Source organism: Streptococcus pseudopneumoniae (assembly GCF_001068775.1).
In the GTDB taxonomy this organism is placed as follows: Bacteria; Bacillota; Bacilli; order Lactobacillales; family Streptococcaceae; genus Streptococcus; species Streptococcus pseudopneumoniae_N.
This window is the reverse complement of record NZ_JWAJ01000044.1, coordinates 16,917-34,362: the sequence shown is the minus strand read 5'-3', so window position 1 is coordinate 34,362 and position 17,446 is coordinate 16,917. Positions and strand designations below refer to the sequence as shown.

Below are 17,446 nucleotides of genomic sequence, written 5' to 3'. Positions count from 1 at the left end.
TTGTATCGCGTTTGGAGTTTTTTTGGTATAACCTTCGACGCGCACCCGCATAGCGGGTGGTTTATTTATCTCGCATCTCACGGAGCGAGACGGACTGAAAGTCACATAAAAGAGAAAAAGACAAACGCCAAAAATGACGTTTGTCTTCGTTCTGAGTAGAAAATGTTAGTTTCTACTATCTTTTTCTTAATCAACTAATTCATCAATCATACTATGTTTTAGTGGTAAACTACACATCACTAATAGGAAAACAAAAGATGATTGAATCCAAAATAGCGCTAAATCAAAAATTCCGTGCACAGCTACTACTGTCAAGAAAGAGAGGTAAAGTCCAAGGATAGGACGCTTACTAGGTACTTGACTCATATCAATCAACATTCGTACCGGAGTGGTAGAAGCAATCCCCAAGAGAACGGTACCGACAACTCCATAACTCAAAATCGTATCTATATAGATACTGTGGGCATGTTCATGATAAGGTGCTCCAATACGAGGGAAAGAGTGCATGTAGGTTAGCGGTCCTTCACCCCAGAATGGATTTTGCTTAAACAAGGCCATTCCAGCATTCCAGATAGAAACACGTTCTTCCATAGATGAATCTAAGGTTCCCATTCGAACACCTAAATCACTCGAAAATAGAAAGGCTAAACCAACCCCAAAAACTCCTATACTAAGCCAGAAGGCACGCCAGTTTTTAATGGTCGTGAAGAGGTAAATGATGGCTCCAAAGATGATGGCTGGAAAAGCTGTACGATTCTGCGTAAAGTTTAAACCGAATAAATTAGCAAAGATGGCAATCATAGAAAAGATTCGTAACCACCTTAACTTAGTTGTGCTAATCAGATAAAAACCAATCATGATACAGAAACAACAGATAATTCCATAGTAATTGGGATTAAAGAAGGCAACCTCCGCTCGGTTTTGATGCCAAACCTGCATTCGTGGTGAGAGGAAGGTATAATCAAATTTCTTTACAATTTGGAAATGTTCCAAAGCTGCAAAGGCTGCTGCAAAGACACTTAAGGCTAATATTCCTTCAATCGTCAACCTAAAAAATTTAGGAGTCAATTGAGATTGATAATAGTAAAAGAAGATGGCAAACAGAAACATGGCCACCGAAGAAACTACTCCCATCACATTTTGTGCTAGAAGAGAAATTGCAGTGCTATAGGCAATAAAAAAGAGCAAGACAGAGTGTTGAGACAAACGTTTCAAGATTCCCTTCATCTCCCCGGTATATACTAACCAAAGTAAGTATGAGATAAAAATAATAACGAAAAGATAAAAAGGAAGAAAAATACTCAGAATAACTCCCAAAAGAAGTCCTTCTTGTTTCGATAAACTTTTTAACTTTTCAATGACACCTATTGATTTCACAACAGATCCTTTCCTTCTGAATATCACATTCAGATAAATAAGTTATTAAAACATTTTACCATTTTTCAAGAGATTTGAAAACCTCTTTGCCTCTATACTCCTAACTAAAACTGGGTAAAATTTTATAGTTAGCTAAGATTACTTGAAAATCGCTATCCCTTTTTTAAAAATATGGTACAATAAATCTAATTATTCCAGAAAGGGTCTAGCATGAAATCCTACCAAGAAGTCTATAAAATACTAGCTACGGAAACTGATTATCTAAGTGGAGAAAAAATAGCTGAGAGATTAAAACTATCTCGAACTTCAGTATGGAAGGCGATTCAACGTCTCCAGCAAGAGGGACTGAAGATTTACAGTATCAAAAATCGTGGGTATAAACTTATTGACGGTGATCTTATCTTACCTCAGGAAATCGAATCGAATAGTCCCATTACTGTCCTGTTTAAACCCTCAACAAAATCTACCCAAACCGATGCTAAAGAGGCTATGGAAGCTGGGGCAAAAGGAGATAGGCTCTACCTTTCCACTAGTCAAACCATGGGGCGTGGCCGTTTTCAACGTCCCTATTTTTCTCCAGATAAGGGGGGAATTTACATGTCCCTTCACCTACAACCCAATCTCCCTTACCAGAAGCTTCCCGCCTATACACTTCTAGCAGCTGGGGCTATCTACAAGGCTATCAAGAATCTTAGTTTGATTGATGTGAATATCAAGTGGGTCAATGACATTTATCTGAACCAGAAAAAGATTGCTGGTATTCTAACAGAAGCCATTACCTCTATCGAAACTGGACTCGTTACAGATGTTATCATTGGGGTCGGGATCAACTTTTCTATCGCTGAATTTCCCAAGAATCTACAAACTAAAGCTGGAAGCTTATTTTCTCAAAATGCTCCCATTACTCGCAATGAATTGATTGCTGAAATCTGGAAATGTTTCTACGAAACAGAAGCCGATGAACTCCTCTATCTCTATAAAAAACGCTCAATCGTTTTAGGAAAAGAAGTCTCCTTTAAGCAAGATCACCAAACTATCACAGGAAAAGCATGCGACATTTCTGACCAAGGACAATTACAAATAGAATTGCCTACTGGTGAAAAAATATGGCTCCATAGCGGTGAAGTTTCCCTAACTAAATGGTAGTTCTACCAGATCAAAAAAAATCGACCTTTCTTATTGAAGGTCGATTTTTTTCATCTGTTATTTTTTCAAACGTTCAACGTCACGTGCAATGACCAATTCCTCGTCCGTTGGAATTACCAGTACACGTACACTTGCTGCATCTGTCGAAATATCTCCAGTCGCACCAAATACATTTTTCTCTGGATCTACATCGCAACCAAACCAAGAAATCCCTGAAATAACATCTTCACGTACATTAGTAGAATTTTCACCGATACCTGCTGTGAAAATAATAGCATCTGCTCCATTTAGGACTGCAAGGTATTGACCAATATGTTTTTGGATACGGTCAACATACATTTCATAAGCCAAAGTGGCATCGTGATCTCCTGCCTCCATAGCAGCAATTACATCACGCATGTCACTAGATTTACCAGAAACACCCATCAATCCTGACTCACGATTGAGAATACGACTGATGTCCTCAGGCTTGTTAAAGTCCTCTGTATATTGCATTAAATAAGGAATGATGGCTGGGTCAATATCCCCTGTACGAGTTCCCATCATTACACCACCAAGTGGAGTGAATCCCATTGAGGTATCAACAGATTTCCCACCCTTAACAGCTGTAATAGAAGCACCATTACCGATGTGACAGGTAATCAATTTCAACTCTTCAAGTGGGCGTCCCAAGAGTTTTGCTGCTTCTTGAGCAACATACTGATGGCTAGTTCCATGGGCTCCGTACTTACGAACTTTGTTTTCTGTGTAATATTTTGTTGGTAGAGGGTAGCGATAAGCTTTCTCTGGAATACTTGTATGGAAGGAAGTATCAAAAACAACGACACTCGTAATATCTGGCAATAACTCCTTGAAGGCGCGAATACCCGCAGCATTTGCAGGGTTGTGTAATGGAGCAAGAAGACCTAACTCTTCAACTTTTTCAATTACATCGCCTTCAACGACTGTAGACTCTTTGAAGTACTCTCCACCTGCAACGACACGGTGTCCAACACCAGTAATTTCATCATAAGATTTAATAATATCAAAACGAATCAAGTCATCAAGCAAAATCTTAACTGCCAAAGTATGGTTGTCAATGTCAAGGACTTGTTGTTCTGAACGACCATCAAATTTAACTGTAGAAATAGAATCTTTCAATCCAATTCGTTCAATCAACCCTTTTGCTAATACTTTTTCTTCTGGCATTTGATAGAGTTGCCATTTCAAACTTGAGCTTCCAGCGTTAATTGCAATGGTTTTTGTCATAATGTTTCCCCTTTTTAAGCGTTTTCAACTATTATATCAAAATTTATACTAGATTTCATGTTCTTGACACCAATTTTGAAAATTTTCCTTAAATTCCAACAAAATTTCAGGATCACGAAGACTAGCAAGTGGATAGACGAATGGTTCAAGGCCTTCTATCGCTTGCTTTTGTAGAACAAAAATGGTCTTAGACTGGGCTCCTTGAGCGAAGAGATCCTCTGGTAAAGCTACGATAGCTACTAGTTGAGCCTGTTCAGTTAACCATCCTTTCAAGATGTCGCTCTGAGGACTCATCAAAAGATCTGTTGGAGCAAGGAAAATAGCATAGCCTCCCGTCTTAAGATACTTGAGAGATTGCTCCATTAATAGATGATGAGCATAAGTATGTTCATCCTTTGCTGCCACTTGATAACGTGAGGCAATCTGATCGTCTGGGTAGTAGCCAATCGGGAGGTCGCTCACGATAATATCACTCTCTTTTAACACTTGTGGACGTACTGCATCTCCTTGGATAAAGCCCATTTGCAGATCCATAACTTCAGCCATACTTGCAGCTAGATCAATCAAGAGGTCATCTAGCTCAATCCCAAGGTAATCTACCTTTTTGTTCATGGACGTTAAGAAGCTAGCACCCAGAATTCCCATCCCAGAGCCCAATTCTAGTAGACTTAGATCTTTAGCAGGCCACAATTGCTCCATCAGAAAAATCATCAAGTGTCCAATCGCATCTGGTGTAAACTGGTGGTTGGCCTGAAGAGGTTCCGTTTGCGCTGCCTTCATTAACAAGAATTGGTAGGTTCGTAACCACTCTTCTTTTCGAAGAGCCAATCGTTTTAATGCTTGATTATTTTTCTTGACATCTTCCAGATTTGTCTGACCATCCAGATAGATTCCATTTTGTTCAATCAAGGCATCGTAAAAATTTGTCGCCAAATCGTTTTGAATGATTTGGACGTTTTCTAGTAAATAAGTATATGCTTGTTCAATTTTTTCAAAATCCATAATTCTATTTTATCAAAAATAGTGCCCTTTTTCCAGATTTTCATAATTATGAAAATGAAAAAAAGAAAATCTACCTTCTCAGTAGACTTTCTCTGTTTCATGATTATTTCCAAGCACCACTGCCATCTACATAGTAGCCATCTGGTGTGTATGTGTTGCGAAGCATATTACCAGATGAAGCCAGATAGTACCACTTACCATTGTCTTTGACCCATCCTGTTGCCATTGCACCTGAATCTTTTAGATAATACCATGAGCCATTATCTTTCACCCAGCCTGTCGCCATAGAACCTGACTTGTTTAGGTAATACCAACTGCCACCATCTTTAAGCCAGCCTGTTGCCATAGAACCTGAGTCTTTTAGGTAATACCAAGACCCATTATCATATAACCAATCAGCTGAAATCATGGCTCCTGATGACTTAAAGGCATACCAACTGCCACCTTGATAGAGCCATGTTTGATTAAACATAACTCCTTTGTCATTCATAAAATACCAGTTTCCATTGTCCTTAACCCAAGCATTTTGAACTAATTGACCTTGTTTTTGATAATACCAGTTCTGATGTGATTTTAACCAGCTTTCTGCTTTTACAATTGGATAAAGTTCTCTGAAGGCTCCTCCCCCCTTATAGTAATGACTGATAGATTCTGGTTTTGTAAGTTTTAACTCACCATTGTCATAGTCTTCCCAAGCATAGACTTTTTGACCATTGACAGTCTCTGGTAAGGTAGCAGTGTAGGTCTTGGTTTGATAATCCCATTTTGTATCAAGATAGGTGTATTGATTATTTGATTCGTCAATACGGAAGTAACCACTCTTTCCACCGTCATTATATACATCATCAACTACTTTAGTGGACCAGGTCTTTACTTCATTTCCACTCTTGGCTTCTACTTTGATATCTCCTCTGTAGCCATAAGGTACGTAGAAATTCAGGAAACGTCCTTCTTCACCAATATTGGATCTATCCACTTCTTGAGCTAGGAAATTGACAGTCTGGTCTTGACCATTTAAAGTGACTTTCCATTCAATTTTTTCGTTTTTGGGCAAATCCAAGGCTTTGATATCTATGTCATGGCCATTGTTAAATCGAAGAATTTTGCCATCTTGATATTGAACACCCCCCTTAATACGCCATACCTCTTGTAGCTCAAAAGCCTTGGCAGATTGAGGGAGAGCCAGCATAGCTAAACCTGCCAATGATAAACTAAATAGTGTAATTTTTTTCATGAGATTTCCTCCTGTTTTGATTCATGTTAATTATATCACTATGTTATTTTTTTGCAAGAGATATCCTAAATTTATATAGGAAAAACCTCTGAGATGACTCTCAAAGGTTTAATCATGACTATTTACTATTTTCAACCGCTGCTGTTACAAAAGCAGTGTAGAGTTCTTCTGGGCGGTTTGGACGACTTGATAGCTCTGGATGGTACTGACAAGCCACAAAGAATTTATTTTTTGGAATTTCCACAATTTCTACCAAACGATTATCTGGTGACACTCCTGAAAAGACAAAACCTGCTCCTTCAAACTGTTCACGGAAGGCATTGTTAAACTCATAACGGTGACGGTGACGGCGTTGCACCACCTCTTTGTTATGATAAGCTGCCGCTGCCTTAGAACCACGTTTTAACTTAGAAGGATAAAGTCCCAAACGAAGGGTACCACCCATGTCCTCAACATCAATCTGATCACGCATGATATCGATGATAGGGTATTTGGTATCAGGATTTAGCTCTGCAGAATTAGCTCCTTCAAGACCTAAGACATTACGAGCAAACTCGATACAGGTCAACTGCATGCCCAAGCAGACACCCAACATTGGAACATCATTTTCACGCGCATAGCGGATCGCTTCAATCTTACCTTCTGTTCCACGTTGGCCAAAACCACCTGGTACGATGATGCCGTCAGTATCAGACAAAAGCTCTACCACATTCTCTGCTGTCACATCATTGGCATTGATCCAATTGATTTTAACTTCTGCGTCGTTGGCATAACCAGAGTGTTTCAAGGCTTCAACCACAGAGATGTAGGCGTCTTGCAACTCAACATACTTACCAACAAGGGCAATCTTGACTTGTTTTTTGAGGCTCATAACCTTGTCAACCATAGCTGACCACTCTGCCATATCTGCTGCAGGTGCATCTATTTTCAAATGGTCACAGACGATTTGATCCATGCCTTGTGCTTGCAGATTAAGTGGGATTTGGTAAAGATGATCCACATCCAAGGACTCGATAACTGCTTCTGGTGCCACATCACAGAACTGGGCTAGTTTATTTTTAATACCTTGTCCTACTTGTTTTTCTGTACGAATGACCAACATATTTGGCTGGATTCCCAAACCACGCAATTCTTTGACAGAGTGTTGAGTTGGTTTGGTTTTCATTTCACCAGCTGCCTTGAGGTAAGGAAGCAAGGTTGTATGGATATACATGACATTTTCTGCTCCGACATCAGACTTCATCTGACGAAGCGCCTCTAAGAATGGAAGGGACTCAATATCGCCGACTGTTCCCCCAACCTCTGTAATAATAACATCAGAGTCAGTCGTTAGAGCAGCACGCTTGATTTTTTCTTTCAAAGCATCTGTAATATGAGGAATAACTTGGACAGTTGCTCCAAGGTACTCTCCGCGGCGTTCCTTACGAAGAACTTCGCTGTAGATTTTACCAGTTGTCACGTTTGAGTATTTGTTGAGGTTGATATCGATAAAACGTTCATAGTGACCCAAGTCCAAATCTGTCTCAGCTCCATCATCTGTCACAAAAACTTCTCCGTGCTGGTAAGGACTCATGGTTCCCGGATCAATATTGATATAAGGGTCAAATTTTTGAATGGTTACTTTAAGACCTCGATTTTTCAAGAGACGACCCAGACTTGCTGCTACAATCCCTTTCCCAATAGACGATACCACACCACCAGTTACAAAAATATATTTCGTAGACATAGATTCCTCTTTCTAAAATGCTCAAGGCATTGTTAACTACGAGGGGACATAGAAAACAAGACCCTACTAATAAGAATAATCTGGGACGACTGCACCAGATTCACAACCAAAATACAAGAAGATAACTTCTTGAAAAAACAAAAATAGCTCCCTAATAACTAGGGAGCTCCGACCTCTAAAAGAGGTGCCCGAACAATATATTACCTCAAAATGAACCTTTTGTCAAATAGAACAAATCGTTGACTTGGCATTCCATCTTGCATAACTCATTCAAACTAAAAAGTAAAAAGAGGCTGGATCTAGGAAATCGAGACTTAAGCGACCGATACCTGTTCCAGCTCCTTTTTATTTTTATTCTTCCTCTTCTTCAGAGTCTTCGTCGTCCTCTTCATTAAGATCGACTTCTTCATCTAGATCATCTGGGGCGATTTCATTGATTTCAGCATCATAGGCTTCCACTTCATTCTTCTCATCATCTGGATTTTCATCATCATAAGAAAGAGCTGGATCTTCTTCGTATGCATCCTCATCTTCTGGATCATCTGCACTGTAATCAATAGCATCTGTATCACCATCCATAAAGGCGTTGACACGTTTTTTCTTAGCCTTAGGTGCTACTTCTTCATCATCACTTTCTTCAAGAGCAATGATTTCCTCATCGATTTCATCCACTCCATACCAGGAACGAAGGCCCCATTTGTTATCTCCAAGAGAGATAAAGCTACCGTCAAAGTTCAATTCTGTATAGAACAAAGGCAAAGCTTCACGAATATCGCTATTAGAGGTACCGAGATAGTTTTGGATTTCATTAACCAAATCACTAAAATGCATTTCGTGATCACGACCACGGAGTTCCAAGATGGCACGAGCCACCTCAATCATAGATAGTTCACTTTTTTCTTGCCCAGCAAATACTTCTAATTCCAAAGCGTTTCTCCTCATTTTTTACTACTAACGTCAGAGTGGATAAACTCTGATCTCATTTTATCATGTACTCTTTATTGTACGATAATTTTGCCTAATAGTCAAAGGTTTAGGAGAAATAAATGTGAAATATTTCAGCTAATTAATACTCAATGAAAATCAAAGAGCAAACTAGGAAACTAGCCGCAGGATGCTCAAAACACTGTTTTGAGGTTGCAGATGGACGCTGACGTGGTTTGAAGAGATTTTCGAAGAGTATAAAAGACCCGGGAGATACACTCACAGGTCCGATACTTTATTTATAACTTAAAGCTCGTTTAAAGGTTTTCCAGATCCCCAAATCATCCGTTTGAAGGACCAGACTAGCATACATCCGTCCGATAAAGATGGTTGCAGTCACCGCAAAAGCAATCGTAATCATAAGCGAAATCCACGCTTCTATACTATTTGCGTAGCCATTGATAGCTCTAAAAGGCATAAAGAAGGTCGATATGAAAGGAATATAAGAACCGATTTTCAAAATCAAATTGTCTCCTGCAGCGCCTAGGGCAGTAACGCCAACAAAACCAGCTATTATCAAAAGCATCAATGGTGATAAGGCCTTTCCTGCATCTTCAGGACGGGAAACCATAGAACCTAAGAAGGCTGCCAAGACTACATACATGAAGAGACTGACTAAGATAAATAATAAGGTGTTAAGCGAGAAGGCCTCTCCCAAGTGGTTTAGAATACCTGAATTAGCCAAGATAGGCATATCCTTAAAGAATAAGATAGCTCCAAGACCACCAACGACATAAATACCAATATGAGTCAAAATCACAAGAAGTAAGGCAATCATGCGGGCGTAGAAATAATGGCTAGCACGAATGCTTGAGAAGACCACTTCCATGATTTTGGTTCCTTTCTCGCTGGCTACTTCTTGAGCAGTGACACTAGCATAAGTAATCAAAATCATATAGAGGAAGAAACCCAGTCCTGCAGCCGCAAAGGTTTGAACCAACTTTTTATTTTCCTTGGCTTCATCAATCTGCTCTGTAAATTGAACCGTTTGAGCCAAGCGTTTTTCCTGTTCCTGAGACAAATTTGCTTCTGAACGGTTGAGTTGGGATTGGAGTTCATTCAACTTAGCGGTCACTGCTAACTTAATGCCACTCTCTAGTGAAGTTTCACCATGATAGACTGCCTTGAGGACACTGTTCTCCTGGTCAATAGTTAGATAGCCTTTTATTTTTTCATCCTTGATGGCTTCTTGGGCACTCGCTTCATCCTTATAGTCAAAGTTAAGACCATTGGTCGATTTAAGTTCTTCTGTAACAAGAGGAACAGAACTAACTACTGCTACTTTACTATTTTGAGCCAAGGAAGAACCTTGGAGAACACCAATTCCTCCAGATAGACCTAAAAAGAGGAAAGGCGAAATCACCATAAAGAAGAAACTCCACGACTTGACATGTCTTAGATAGGTTTCTTTGATTACAACCCACATATTTCTCATACTTCCACCCCTGATTCTAATTTAAAGATTTCATCGATTGTTGGAGCTTGTTGATCAAAAGTCGCGATATATTGACCTTGAGTCAAGATTGGGAAGAGCTCTCTACCTGCACTTTCATCATCCAAGATCAACTTCCAGCTACCTTGCTTGGTCAAGCTAACCTGTTTAACATGAGGAAGACTCTCCAGTTCTTCCTTGCTTCGTTCACTTGAAACAAAAAGTCGTGTTTTCCCGTATTGATTGCGAACCTCTTGAACCGGTCCATGCAAGACGACACGCCCATCACGAATCATCAGGATATCATCACAAAGTTCTTCGACATTGGTCATGACATGGTCAGAAAAGATAATAGTCGCGCCACGTTCTTTTTCTTTCAAGATAACCCGCTTAAGGAGTTCGGTATTGACTGGATCCAAGCCACTAAAAGGCTCATCTAGGATAATCAAGTCTGGCTCATGAATCAGAGTAATGATCAGTTGAATTTTCTGTTGATTTCCTTTTGAGAGACTCTTAATCTTGTCCGTCAGTTTTCCCTTGACTTCCAGTTTTTCCATCCATTGAGGGAGTTTTTCTTTGATTTCCTTGGTGTCCATGCCTTTTAGGGTTGCCAAGTAACGAACTTGTTCAAGGACTGTCAATTTAGGCATAAGACTACGTTCTTCAGGGAGATAACCAATGCGAGCATAGGTCTCCTGACGAATATCTTGACCATCAAGCTCAATCTCCCCTTGATAGTCTAAAAATTTCAAAATACTGTGAAAAATAGTTGTTTTCCCAGCTCCATTTTTCCCAACCAGCCCCAAAATACGCCCTGGTCGTGCTTGAAAGTCAACACCAAACAAAACTTGCTTAGGTCCAAAACTTTTCTCTAGATTCCTTACTTCGAGCATCATCCACCTCCGAAATTTATTGCACTCATTATACTCCTTTTTGATAGCTTTTACAATGATTTATGTACATTTTTAAATCTTTGTTTTTAAAAGGATATTTACTGGATAGGAAATTTATTAGCTTATCACCAAGCATTTTAATCCTCCAGATTTTAAGTGATAAATTTATTATACTCATTTCTTGATAAATCAGTCGACTATGTCCTCAAATGTTCATTTTCAGTCCTGAATTGTTACTAGCAATCTTCATCATCCTGCCTAGCTTATCGTGCTATTTTATGGTATATTTTTGATAGACTATAGATTATCATCAGCAAGGAATCTGATATGAAAAAAAGACTTAAACTCGAACCAAACAACAATAACTTAATCATTTGGGAAACTGAACAGCCAAAAGCCGTTCTTCAGCTTGTACATGGAATGGTAGAGTACGTGGAACGATATGAAGAATTTGCTCTAGCCATGAATAAAGAAGGCTTTACTGTTATCGGCCATGATCATCTCGGCCATGGTCATACTGTTCAAAACCCAAGTCAACTCGGAGTCTTTCCTGAATCTCCCGAGGAACTCATCGATGATATTGAAAGAGTGACCTCTTTTATTCAAGAAAGCTTTCCAAAACTTCCAATCGTCCTTCTAGGGCATTCTATGGGTTCTCTTATGTGTCGCTATTATGTAGCTAAACGAAAACCACCTATCAATGCCTTGATTATCATGGCGACTGGTCAACAACCTCAGTTTCTAACTCGATTTGCTCTCATCCTAACAGAATGCATCCGACTTATAAAAGGGAATAAACACCGTAGTAAACTCCTGACCTATCTATCAACTGATAGCTTTAATCGAACTATTAAAAATCCTAAAACATCTGTCGATTGGCTCTCAAAAAATGAGGAATCCAATCATGCTTATCTGAAGGATCCATTCTGTCAATTCATACCTACTATTCCCATGTACCGATCTATTTTTTACTTCTCTAACCAAGTAGCGAGTAAACAAGTGATCGATGAGATTCCAACCCAACTCCCAATTCTCGTGATTTCGGGACAAGAAGACCCTCTAGGCGAAAATGGTAAAGGTGTAGAAAGATTTGTAAAACTCCTAAAGGCTTCACATTCGAAAGTAAGCCTCCGATTAGTTGAAGAGGCTCGTCACGAAATTCTAAACGAGAATAATCGAAACGATACCTATCACTTCATAGCTGATTGGATGACAAAAAACATCGATGTCTGATCATCTTGTAACAGTATTAAAAAGGAGTTGTTTCCCCGTCAAGTTGATTAAATCATCAGGCTAAAGCTTGATGTTTTTTTCTACTAAAAAATCCATCCCTAGGGATGGATTTTAGACTGTTAACGCACTTCTGCATTCACTTTTTCTTCAAGTGATGCTTGAATTTTTTCCATATAGCGTGCGACTTCTTCGTCTGTCAAGCTATCTTCTGGATTTTGGAAGGTCAAGCTATAAGCCATTGACTTCATACCAAGTCCTAGTTTTTCACCTGAGAAGACATCAAAGAGTTTGATAGCTGTCAAACGTTTCACGCCTGCAGATTTGATGGCATCAACCACATCTTGGTGAGTCACTTCTGCTTTGAGGAGAAGGGCGATATCACGGCTGACTGCTGGGAATTTAGTGATTTCCACAAATGGAGCTGCTGGTTGAAGAGCTTTCTCGATAGCTGAAAGGTTGAGCTCTGCTACATAAGTTTCTGGAATATCGTAAGCTTTAGCTGTAACAGGATGTACTTGACCGAGGAAACCAAGGACTTGGTCACCGAGTGAAATCAAGGCTGTACGTCCCGGGTGAAGGCTAGCGATTTCAGAGGTTGCTGTATAAGTCACTTCAAGACCCAAGCGAGCAAAGAGGGCTTCCAAAATTCCTTTGGCATAGAAGAAGTCAACTGGAACGGCTGCTGTTTGGAAGTCTTTTTCTGCAACCAAGCCTGTCAAAGCAAGGGCAAAGCTGTTGATTTCATTTGGCAGCTCTTCTTTTGGATTGCCTGTTTGTTCAAAGACTTTTCCAATCTCGTAAAGAGCCAAGTTTTTGTTCTTACGAGCCACATTGTAGGCAACCGTATCAAGGATACCAGAAATCATATTTTGACGGAGGACTGAACGATCCACGGTCATTGGCCACATCAATTCTGTCAAATGACTTGGCTGAATCGTAAACTCGACCGCTTTTTCAGGAGTTGTAAGAGCGTAGGTGATGATTTCCGTTAATCCAGCACCTTCAGCAATGGTACGAACTTGACGGCGGAGTTTTTGTGTCGCAGTCAATTCACCAGCTGTTCCATCATCTTTTGGAAGACTAGTTGGCAAGCGATCATAGCCATAGATACGAGCGATTTCTTCAAAGAGGTCAGCTTCAATAGTAATATCCCAACGACGACGAGGGACGCTCACAGTAAAGCTTTCTGCATTTCCAGAAAGGCCAAATCCAAGGCGACGGAAGACATCTTCCACATCAGCATAGGAAAGCTCTGTACCAAGGACACGGTTAACGTCTGCAAGAGTGGAAGAAACTTCCACATCAGAAGTATTAAGTTCACCCGCTGAAACGATGCCTTTTCGCACCGTCGCACCTGCAAGTTCTGCAATCATGCTAGCTGCCGCATCAAGGGCTTCATTAACAGTTGCCACATTGATCCCTTTTTCAAAGCGAGAAGATGATTCAGAACGAAGGTTGAGACGACCACTTGTCTTACGGATAGATTTGCCATTGAAGACAGCAGCTTCAAGGACGACACGAGTAGACTTTTCAGAGATTTCTGTAGCTTGTCCCCCCATGACACCTGCAAGGGCTACTGGTTTATCAGCAACAGTAATCACTAAATCAGTTGTTTCCAACTCACGCTCTTCCCCATCCAAGGTCACTAATTTCTCACCAGCACGCGCTTCACGCACACGGATGTCATTTCCTTCAAAGGTGTCCAAGTCAAAGGCATGCATTGGTTGACCAAAGTAAAGAAGGATATAGTTGGTCACGTCCACCACGTTATTGATGGGACGGATACCTTCATTCATGAGAAGATTTTGCAACCATTGTGGACTTGGTGCAATGGTCACATTGTCCAAGATACGAGCGGCATAGTAAGGTGCCTTGTCTGTATCAATGCTGACAGAAAGAGCATCGGCTGCAGCTTGGTCTGTTTCTGCTAAAGTAAATTCTTTGAAGTTGACTGCCTTGTCATAGATAGCGGCTACTTCGTGCGCCACGCCACGCATAGAGAGGGCATCTGCACGGTTAGGTGTGATGGAAAGTTCGATGATTTCATCATCCAAGTCTAGGTAAGAGAATACTTCATCACCTGGAACGGCCTCTTGAGGCAAGATTTGGATTCCATCTGCAAATTCCTTTGGTACAACTGAGTCAGAAATCCCTAATTCACCAAGTGAGCAGATCATCCCTAGTGACTCTAAGCCACGGATTTTCCCTTTTTTGATCTTGTAGTTGTCCGCGATGCGAGCACCTGGAAGAGCTACCATAACCTTGATGCCTGCACGCACATTTGGAGCACCACAGACGATTTGACGGGCTTCTTCTTCGCCAACGTTAACCTGACAAACATGAAGGTGAGTTTCTGGCACATCTTCGCAAGACAAGACCTCACCGACGACAATTTTTGAGAGACCAACAGCTGATGATTCCACACCTTCTACTTCGATCCCTGTAGTTGACATTTTTTCAGCCAACTCTTGTGAGGACACAGCAATGTCCACCAATTCTTTTAACCATTTGTATGATACTAACATAATTCTGAGCATAAGATCTCAATAAGTGAGACCTTTTCAATTCCTTTCTTTTTCTTCGAGTCAGTCCTCACCATTTCTCAGCGAGAGAAAATGACTAGAACTGTATAGGATTGTGTTTCAGGTTTCAATCTTATTTAAACTGTTCTGAGAAGCGGACATCCCCTTGGTAGAATCCACGAATATCGTTGATTCCGTAACGAAGCATAGCTACACGCTCTTGTCCAAGACCAAAGGCAAATCCAGAGTAAACAGTCGCATCGATACCACTCATCTCAAGGACACGTGGGTGAACCATACCGGCACCCATAATCTCGATCCAACCAGTTTTCTTACATACGTTACAGCCGGCTCCTCCACACTTGAAGCATGAAACATCCACCTCAACAGATGGCTCAGTGAATGGGAAGTAAGATGGACGCAAACGAATTTGACGCTCTTCACCAAACATTTTTTGGACAATCAACTGAAGGGTTCCTTGAAGATCCGCCATAGAGATGTTCTTCCCAACAACCAAACCTTCAATTTGGTGGAATTGGTGACTGTGGGTTGCATCGTCTGTATCACGACGGAATACACGTCCTGGTGAGATCATCTTCAAAGGACCTTTAGAAAAATCATGGGCATCCATCGCACGCGCCTGAACTGGAGACGTGTGAGTACGGAGCAAGATTTCTTCTGTGATATAGAAAGTATCCTGCATATCACGGGCAGGGTGGTCTTTTGGAAGATTCATACGTTCAAAGTTGTAGTAGTCTTTTTCAACTTCAAATCCATCCACGACTTGGTAACCCATCCCGATGAAGATATCTTCGATTTCTTCACTAGTTTGAGTGAGAACGTGACGGTGACCTGTCGCAACTGGGCGACCTGGCAGTGTAACATCGATGCTCTCACTAGCTAGTTGCGCTTCCACTTTCTTTTCTTCCAAGAGCTTAGCTGTTTCTTCAAAGGCAGCAGTTAAGACATCACGAGCCTCATTGACGTGTTTCCCGATAACAGGGCGCATTTCTGCTGATACATCCTTCATCCCTTTAAGGATTTCAGTCAATGAACCTTTTTTACCAAGGACAGAGACACGCAATTCTTGCATCTCTTTTTCATTTTCAGCAGAAATCTGCTTCAAGCTAGCTAGCGTTTCTTCACGAAGCGCTTTTAATTGTTCTTCAATAGTTGACATAATTCCTCCATCAGTCTCTCTTAGATAAAAAGAAAACCACATGCCAAAAACTCCACACTCGGAGCGTTGACACGCGGTACCATCCGTTTTTATCTGACAAGTCAGACCTTTATTTCTGAATCCATAGGCAAGTGAATTCACCCAGCTTTCATATAGAGAGCTTTCAGTCACGGCTCTCCTCCCTGATATACTTCCCCTGAGATACTAGTCTTGCAGATTCCTATTTAATTATTATTCATTTTATCAAATTTCAAGCATTCTTGCAAGATATTTTGCGACTAATCAGCATAGTCCCCACCTTCAAAGCCGTAATACTCTTCCAAGCTGAGACCACTTGCAGCGATGTCCTTGGCTTCTTTTCCGACGTAGCGAAGGTGCCATTCTTCAGCCATATAGCCTGTTTCTTTTTCCTTACCTTTGAGATAGCGAACGACGAAGCCATAGTCTGCAGCATGGTCCAATAGCCATTGGGCAGCCTTTTCTTCAGTCACTAAATCTCCATTTGTTCCAATTAGGTCAAAGGCAAGGCCAGTTTGGTGTTCACTGTAACCAGGCCGAGCAGAATAGCGGTCAGCCTCTGCCTTTCCGTCTTTGTTGACATAGTCCTGATAAAGCTGAGTTTGAGTTTCATAACTTCTAAAACCACTATAGTTGTCGCTAATCGGGAATCCTGCTTGTTGCATAGCTGCAATGAGTTTTAACAGTTCTGCCTTTGCGGTAGGATTTTCTCCTGGATTGTAATCTTTTGACATAGGATAATGCTTATTAGCGACAACAATCTCATCGTACTTTCCTTGAATGCTGTAGTGATCTCCTTTGTTGACCACTTCTGCTTTCTTTTGACTAGCTTCTTGAGACTTACTTCCCGCGGTTCCTTCTTTTACAGTCTTTTGTTCTGTAGAAGACTTGGCCTCTGTAGTTGCTGTTTTTTCTTGCGAACATGCCGCCAATGTCAAGGCTAATAATCCTGATAAGATAAGGTATCTTTTTTTCATCTGTTATCCTTTCATTTAATCATCTGGTTTAACGTCTCAGATAATCTTGCAATCAAGTCTTCTAATTTACTTCCCTTAACTTGATATTCTTCAGCAATCATTTCTTCCCATGGAACCCACCAAACTGGACCACGACCATTAAGACCGTGTCCCTTCATATCACCTTCTCGTCTTGGAAAAATATGCCAGTGGGCATGTGCATCTCCATTTCCTAACAACTCTACATTCATCTTTTGAGGAGAAAAAGCTTTAGAGACAGCTTCTTGGACCAAGCTCATTTCCTCTAAAAAGCGAAGTTTGACTGGAGCTTCCATATGATGCAATTCTGTCACATGCTCTTTTGCCAGGAACAGAGTATAGCCTTCAAAATACTGGTGGTCTCCAATGACAACATAGCCTGTTTCCAGTTCTTTTACAAAGTAGGGATTGTCTCCAGTCTTGATGAGTTCAATTCGATCACAAATCAAGCACATC

General features: G+C 40.7%; 14 protein-coding genes. 2 read left to right on the top strand and 12 right to left on the bottom strand.

What is annotated here, in order from left to right; translation table 11 throughout:
- Positions 1-186: 186 nt before the first annotated feature.
- A complete protein-coding gene (locus tag ADF68_RS01760) occupies positions 187-1,377 on the bottom strand; it encodes an O-antigen ligase family protein (RefSeq protein ID WP_049548386.1) in 1,191 nt (396 codons plus the stop codon).
- Between the two features lie 210 nt (positions 1,378-1,587).
- On the opposite strand from ADF68_RS01760, the gene birA reads away from it, so the two are divergent.
- The gene (gene birA, locus ADF68_RS01755) at positions 1,588-2,523 is read left to right on the top strand and encodes a bifunctional biotin--[acetyl-CoA-carboxylase] ligase/biotin operon repressor BirA (protein WP_049548385.1); all 936 of its coding nucleotides are present in this window, start codon (positions 1,588-1,590) and stop codon (positions 2,521-2,523) included.
- Between the two features lie 57 nt (positions 2,524-2,580).
- Here the strand turns inward: birA and ADF68_RS01750 are convergent, their stop codons facing one another.
- The 7 genes from ADF68_RS01750 to ADF68_RS01720 form a co-directional block, all read right to left on the bottom strand.
- On the bottom strand, positions 2,581-3,771 hold the full coding sequence (locus ADF68_RS01750) for an acetate kinase (RefSeq protein WP_049548384.1): 1,191 nt from the start codon (positions 3,769-3,771) through the stop codon (positions 2,581-2,583).
- Positions 3,772-3,819: 48 nt separating this feature from the next.
- Positions 3,820-4,773, bottom strand: a complete 954-nt coding sequence (locus ADF68_RS01745; RefSeq protein WP_049548383.1) for a class I SAM-dependent methyltransferase — start codon at positions 4,771-4,773, stop codon at positions 3,820-3,822.
- Between the two features lie 103 nt (positions 4,774-4,876).
- Positions 4,877-6,007, bottom strand: a complete 1,131-nt coding sequence (locus ADF68_RS01740) for an N-acetylmuramoyl-L-alanine amidase family protein (RefSeq protein WP_049548382.1) — start codon at positions 6,005-6,007, stop codon at positions 4,877-4,879.
- Positions 6,008-6,125: 118 nt separating this feature from the next.
- Positions 6,126-7,733, bottom strand: a complete 1,608-nt coding sequence (locus ADF68_RS01735; RefSeq protein WP_049548381.1) for a CTP synthase — start codon at positions 7,731-7,733, stop codon at positions 6,126-6,128.
- Positions 7,734-8,084: 351 nt separating this feature from the next.
- Positions 8,085-8,660, bottom strand: coding sequence for a DNA-directed RNA polymerase subunit delta (gene rpoE / locus ADF68_RS01730; protein WP_049502915.1), 576 nt, complete (start codon positions 8,658-8,660; stop codon positions 8,085-8,087).
- Between the two features lie 292 nt (positions 8,661-8,952).
- On the bottom strand, positions 8,953-10,152 hold the full coding sequence (locus tag ADF68_RS01725) for an ABC transporter permease (RefSeq protein ID WP_049548380.1): 1,200 nt from the start codon (positions 10,150-10,152) through the stop codon (positions 8,953-8,955).
- Positions 10,149-11,042 carry an ABC transporter ATP-binding protein gene (locus tag ADF68_RS01720; RefSeq protein ID WP_006147212.1) on the bottom strand — a complete coding sequence of 298 codons (894 nt, stop codon included), beginning with the start codon at positions 11,040-11,042 and terminating at the stop codon, positions 10,149-10,151. The genes ADF68_RS01725 and ADF68_RS01720 overlap by 4 nt, the downstream gene beginning before the upstream one ends.
- 327 nt (positions 11,043-11,369) lie before the next feature.
- On the opposite strand from ADF68_RS01720, the gene ADF68_RS01715 reads away from it, so the two are divergent.
- Positions 11,370-12,275: an alpha/beta fold hydrolase gene (locus tag ADF68_RS01715; protein WP_049548379.1), complete on the top strand. Its 906-nt coding sequence runs from the start codon at positions 11,370-11,372 to the stop codon at positions 12,273-12,275.
- Positions 12,276-12,394: 119 nt separating this feature from the next.
- Here ADF68_RS01715 and pheT read toward each other — a convergent pair whose 3' ends face one another.
- The 4 genes from pheT to ADF68_RS01695 form a co-directional block, all read right to left on the bottom strand.
- Positions 12,395-14,800, bottom strand: a complete 2,406-nt coding sequence (gene pheT, locus ADF68_RS01710; protein WP_049548387.1) for a phenylalanine--tRNA ligase subunit beta — start codon at positions 14,798-14,800, stop codon at positions 12,395-12,397.
- Positions 14,801-14,930: 130 nt separating this feature from the next.
- Positions 14,931-15,977, bottom strand: coding sequence for a phenylalanine--tRNA ligase subunit alpha (gene pheS, locus ADF68_RS01705; RefSeq protein WP_049502911.1), 1,047 nt, complete (start codon positions 15,975-15,977; stop codon positions 14,931-14,933).
- Between the two features lie 278 nt (positions 15,978-16,255).
- Positions 16,256-16,972, bottom strand: a complete 717-nt coding sequence (ldcB, locus tag ADF68_RS01700; RefSeq protein ID WP_049548378.1) for an LD-carboxypeptidase LdcB/DacB — start codon at positions 16,970-16,972, stop codon at positions 16,256-16,258.
- 11 nt (positions 16,973-16,983) lie between these two features.
- Positions 16,984-17,445: an HIT family protein gene (locus ADF68_RS01695; protein WP_049548377.1), complete on the bottom strand. Its 462-nt coding sequence runs from the start codon at positions 17,443-17,445 to the stop codon at positions 16,984-16,986.
- Position 17,446 lies beyond the last annotated feature (1 nt).

Excerpts from the sequence above, each read along its gene's own strand:
- ADF68_RS01745 (WP_049548383.1), bottom strand. The coding sequence starts at position 4,773 with ATGGATTTTGAAAAAATTGAACAAGCATATACTTATTTACTAGAAAAC.
- ADF68_RS01725 (WP_049548380.1), bottom strand. The coding sequence starts at position 10,152 with ATGAGAAATATGTGGGTTGTAATCAAAGAAACCTATCTAAGACATGTC.
- birA (WP_049548385.1), top strand. The coding sequence starts at position 1,588 with ATGAAATCCTACCAAGAAGTCTATAAAATACTAGCTACGGAAACTGAT.
- pheT (WP_049548387.1), bottom strand. The coding sequence starts at position 14,800 with ATGTTAGTATCATACAAATGGTTAAAAGAATTGGTGGACATTGCTGTG.
- pheS (WP_049502911.1), bottom strand. The coding sequence starts at position 15,977 with ATGTCAACTATTGAAGAACAATTAAAAGCGCTTCGTGAAGAAACGCTA.
- ADF68_RS01735 (WP_049548381.1), bottom strand. The coding sequence starts at position 7,733 with ATGTCTACGAAATATATTTTTGTAACTGGTGGTGTGGTATCGTCTATT.
- ldcB (WP_049548378.1), bottom strand. The coding sequence starts at position 16,972 with ATGAAAAAAAGATACCTTATCTTATCAGGATTATTAGCCTTGACATTG.
- ADF68_RS01720 (WP_006147212.1), bottom strand. The coding sequence starts at position 11,042 with ATGCTCGAAGTAAGGAATCTAGAGAAAAGTTTTGGACCTAAGCAAGTT.
- ADF68_RS01740 (WP_049548382.1), bottom strand. The coding sequence starts at position 6,007 with ATGAAAAAAATTACACTATTTAGTTTATCATTGGCAGGTTTAGCTATG.
- ADF68_RS01750 (WP_049548384.1), bottom strand. The coding sequence starts at position 3,771 with ATGACAAAAACCATTGCAATTAACGCTGGAAGCTCAAGTTTGAAATGG.
- ADF68_RS01715 (WP_049548379.1), top strand. The coding sequence starts at position 11,370 with ATGAAAAAAAGACTTAAACTCGAACCAAACAACAATAACTTAATCATT.
- ADF68_RS01695 (WP_049548377.1), bottom strand. The coding sequence starts at position 17,445 with ATGTGCTTGATTTGTGATCGAATTGAACTCATCAAGACTGGAGACAAT.